Source organism: bacterium (assembly GCA_035371905.1).
GTDB lineage: Bacteria > Ratteibacteria > UBA8468 > B48-G9 > JAFGKM01 > JAMWDI01.
Map to the genome: position 1 here is coordinate 1 of DAORXQ010000138.1, position 3,734 is coordinate 3,734.

The 3,734-nt window shown below is 32.4% G+C and carries 5 protein-coding genes; all 5 read right to left on the reverse strand.

Features of this window, described 5'->3' with window-relative positions:
- A partial coding sequence (locus PKV21_09615) for a hypothetical protein (GenBank protein HOM27743.1) occupies positions 1–226 on the reverse strand: 226 nt, incomplete at its 3' end.
- 20 nt (positions 227–246) lie between these two features.
- Complete coding sequence (locus PKV21_09620; GenBank protein HOM27744.1) at positions 247–1,074, reverse strand: type II secretion system protein; 828 nt, start codon at positions 1,072–1,074, stop codon at positions 247–249.
- A 14-nt stretch (positions 1,075–1,088) separates the two neighbouring features.
- Complete coding sequence (locus tag PKV21_09625; protein ID HOM27745.1) at positions 1,089–2,057, reverse strand: DUF1559 domain-containing protein; 969 nt, start codon at positions 2,055–2,057, stop codon at positions 1,089–1,091.
- 30 nt (positions 2,058–2,087) lie between these two features.
- Positions 2,088–3,146 (reverse strand): LacI family DNA-binding transcriptional regulator, encoded by a 1,059-nt coding sequence (locus tag PKV21_09630; protein HOM27746.1) that lies wholly within the window; start codon positions 3,144–3,146, stop codon positions 2,088–2,090.
- A 98-nt stretch (positions 3,147–3,244) separates the two neighbouring features.
- The coding region (locus PKV21_09635; protein ID HOM27747.1) for a hypothetical protein at positions 3,245–3,734 on the reverse strand (490 nt) is incomplete at its 5' end.

Below are 3,734 nucleotides of genomic sequence, written 5' to 3' on the forward strand. Positions count from 1 at the left end.
CTGGATTTATTATCTTAAATTCAATGTCAGCAAATTTATTAATACCTACTGGAAAATTATCAAGAGAATTGTATTTCCCTTGGTCTGTCCATCCACCTTTTTTATCTCCCTCTTCTTCATCTACAAATCCCATATTACAAACTTTTGAAATATCAATATATTTTGTGGCAGGAAATACCCAAAAACAAAAACTTAAAAATAAAATACACAGATATATACCTTTCATAAATTCTCTCCTTTTTATTTTTATCTGGAGGTATCCCCAGTTCCTTTGTCAACTCCCCACCATAACCTATATGCTTCATCAGTTACAGGCCAATAATTCCCTGATTCAAGGACTCCAAATTTTAAATATGTCACACTTCCATCTGTTAAAAGAGCGTTTAAACCTTGTCCTTTATTCCAACTCCAATCAACCCCTGGTGTTTGATTAGGACCTCCCCCTGCAGGGGTAAGACCTCTTGGATGTCTGTAAGCCCAGTTTCTATGTCCCCACTCACCACCCGGCAAAGGACCCGATGGATTATTCCCCATACTTATATCAAGACCTTTACCATCTACAAGAAGTAATCTTGGATATTTTAATTTTTCTCTAAATGGAAATGATTTGACTTCATACCATCCAGTACCACGGTCAACATATATACCATTATAAGCATAAGCAAGATAATGGGTTACATTTCCTGAACCATAATTAACAGTTTGGGTATAGTAATCCATAACATTAAATGGTGGTAAAGGTTTTCCTTGAACACTCGGGCACATATATGGACTTTTTGACCTTGCATCCTGCCAACTCTTATAATTCCATGCATTTTTCCCTACATATTTAACTATTCCCATATCATCTCTCCACCATCTATCAGCCCTTGGACTCCATCCATCATAGTCCTCTGCATACATCCTGAAACCAAGATATAGTTGTTTTAAATTGTTTATACAGGTAGCTCTTCTTGCTGATTCCCTTGCTTTTCCTAAAACAGGAAGTAAAAGACCAGCAAGAATCGCTATTATCGCCACAACCACAAGAAGTTCTATCAATGTAAAGCCAGCCCTTTTCAATTTCCTTTCCATAATTCACCTCCTTTTTAGTTCCAGTCAGGAAATCTTAATGAATACCTATTTGGATTACCCCTACCTATTGAATTTGGTGCTGCTTCTACCGGAATATCATATTCAGAACCTCTTTTTATAGAAGACCACCATCTCACACTACCATCAACATACAGAAAATTTGCTCCTTCAAATTTATGCGGATTATAAGCCTTTAAATGAGCATAATAGTCATTCCAAACTTGAGCAGGTGCACATGGAATTATATAACCGCCTGTCTCTGGATTAGGGAAATTTCCTATTGTCATATCACCTATAAAATCACTCATAATACTTATATCAGAAGGAGAATTTTTATTTCCAACATTTGTATCAATAGAAAGAAGATTCTTCAAAAGAGAAGTTTTATTTGTAAGTCCAACTGCGTAAGTGTAGGTTAAATGTGTGTTATACCAGTAATGAAAGTTCCCTGAACCCCAACGTCCTGGCTCCCATACAAGATACCCTGTATCAGTTGCAGTTCCCATTGAAGAAGGACAGACAAATAAAGAATAATTTTTCACATAGGATGGACCTTCAAGTTGTTTTGTGTTTCTATCTAATTGCCCTGTCAAAAGTTCTAATGACCTGCTTGGATTTGGAGTATTTCCATTTGCATCCCTATAAAATGTCCACCTATTTTCATAACCAGATTGATATGAATTAGAACTATTCCTGTAACTCATTGAATCAATATTTGAAGGAAACCAGCCATCATAATCATTCGCATACATGTGGAGAGCAAGCCCTATCTGTTTTAAATTATTTAAACATACAGCCCTCCTTGCTTGTTCTCTTGCCTTATCAAGAACAGGTAAAAGCATCGCAGCAAGAATCGCTATTATCGCTACAACCACAAGAAGTTCTATCAAAGTGAAACCATGTAGTTTTGAGAAAATGCTCTTTTTCGCCAAACGGCATGGCAAATATGCCACTCTTTTGGGTGTAGAAAAATTTTTCTTCATATTGCACCTCCTTTTTCTTTTTTATCTATTCTAAACAGGGGATGATAACCAAAGGTCGTTACCATTACCCCTGATAAAGTGAATTTCACACCCACAGGAATTCCCTTTTATAAATTTTGGCTGTAATATAATTTGTTTTCTTAATTTTCTATTTGCTTTTATCTCTTCAAGTAAAATATTTGCCGCCATTTCCCCAAGTCCTCTAACATCCTGAACAACCTGTGTAAATCTTATTTTTGAATTAAAAAATGGGAAAAATTCAGCAGTGATAATAACTTTTAAATCTTCGGGAATTTTTATATTTTTTTCTTCAATATATCTAATCGCACCTTGTAAAATCAAATTTCCAAAAATTATAATTCCTTCAATCCCTTCCTTTATAAGTTTTCTCATTCCTCTATATCCTTCTTCTATTTTCTGTGGAACTGTTGAGACAATTTTTTCATTTATTTCAATACCATTGTTTATCAATGCAAGTTTATATCCATTATAGGCATCAACATTAAAAAGATATTTCAATTCTCCTCCAATATATCCAACTTTTTTTAATTTATGCTCTTTTATCAAATGTTCAGTTGCAATATATGTCCTCCTTACATTATCAGTATCAACATAACTTCCTTTATGATTTTCAAGTATCCTTCCAATTGCAACATATGGATAATCTGTTTCTTCAAGTTCAATAAAACCTTTATCCTCTTTTTTTACATTTAAAAATATCAATCCATCTATGAGTTTTTCCTTGAAAAATTTTATATAATCATTATGTTTCTTTCCCATCTCATAAGATGTTAATAAAAGTAAATTATATCCATTTCTTGCAAGTATTCCCTCCATTCCTCTTATAACCTGTGGAAAGAATATATCCTCAAAAGAAGGAAGGTTATATTGTGGAAGTGTTACTCCTATTATATCTGTTCTTTTAGTTGATAATGCTTTACCTACTTTATTGATATAAAATTTATATTTTTTCTGTAGTTTTAAAATTTTTTCTCTTGCCTCTTCTGATACACTTTCTTTTCCATTTAATACCCTTGATACTGTCGCTGTTGAATATCCTGTTAACTTTGCAAATTCTTTTATATTCATATTTCTCCTTGTAACCGTTTACATTTTACCTCACAAATTTTTCCCTGTCAAGTTTTAATATTTTCAATAATTTCCAAATAGAAAATTTTATGTCTAATTTACTCTTTATAGAATTTATTTAAAACACCTATACTGAAATCTCTATAAACCGAAAATTTCTTTCCTTTTCCATCAAATTCTAAAAGGATAATAACTTTATTTTCTCCTTCCTTTGGATTTACTGAATAAGTACTATAAAAATGGTATCTATCATCTCCTTTAGAGTTTTTTTCAAGTAAATTACCGTTTATCCATATTGAGAAAGGAATCTGGCTTTTTATCATAATATGGCAACCTTTATAATAAAATGACTTAAACTCACCAATGGCAATAATTTTATCTCCTTTTTCCAGTCCTTCCACTTTTCCTAAATCAACTTCACCTTTTTCATTTACTTTAATGGTTTTAAATTCAACTTCCTTATTCTCTTCAAGGTTCATATTATTTAAATCAAAAGAAAGTTCTTTATCCTTTTTAATAATAGATATCTTCCAGTCATTTATAGTGGGCAATTTAAAAGGGTCTATTATTTTTGTAGAATTTAATGGG

Bases quoted from the DNA above. Each gene is read 5' to 3' on its own strand.
- PKV21_09630 (HOM27746.1), bottom strand. From the start codon at position 3,146: ATGAATATAAAAGAATTTGCAAAGTTAACAGGATATTCAACAGCGACA.
- PKV21_09625 (HOM27745.1), bottom strand. From the start codon at position 2,057: ATGAAGAAAAATTTTTCTACACCCAAAAGAGTGGCATATTTGCCATGC.
- PKV21_09620 (HOM27744.1), bottom strand. From the start codon at position 1,074: ATGGAAAGGAAATTGAAAAGGGCTGGCTTTACATTGATAGAACTTCTT.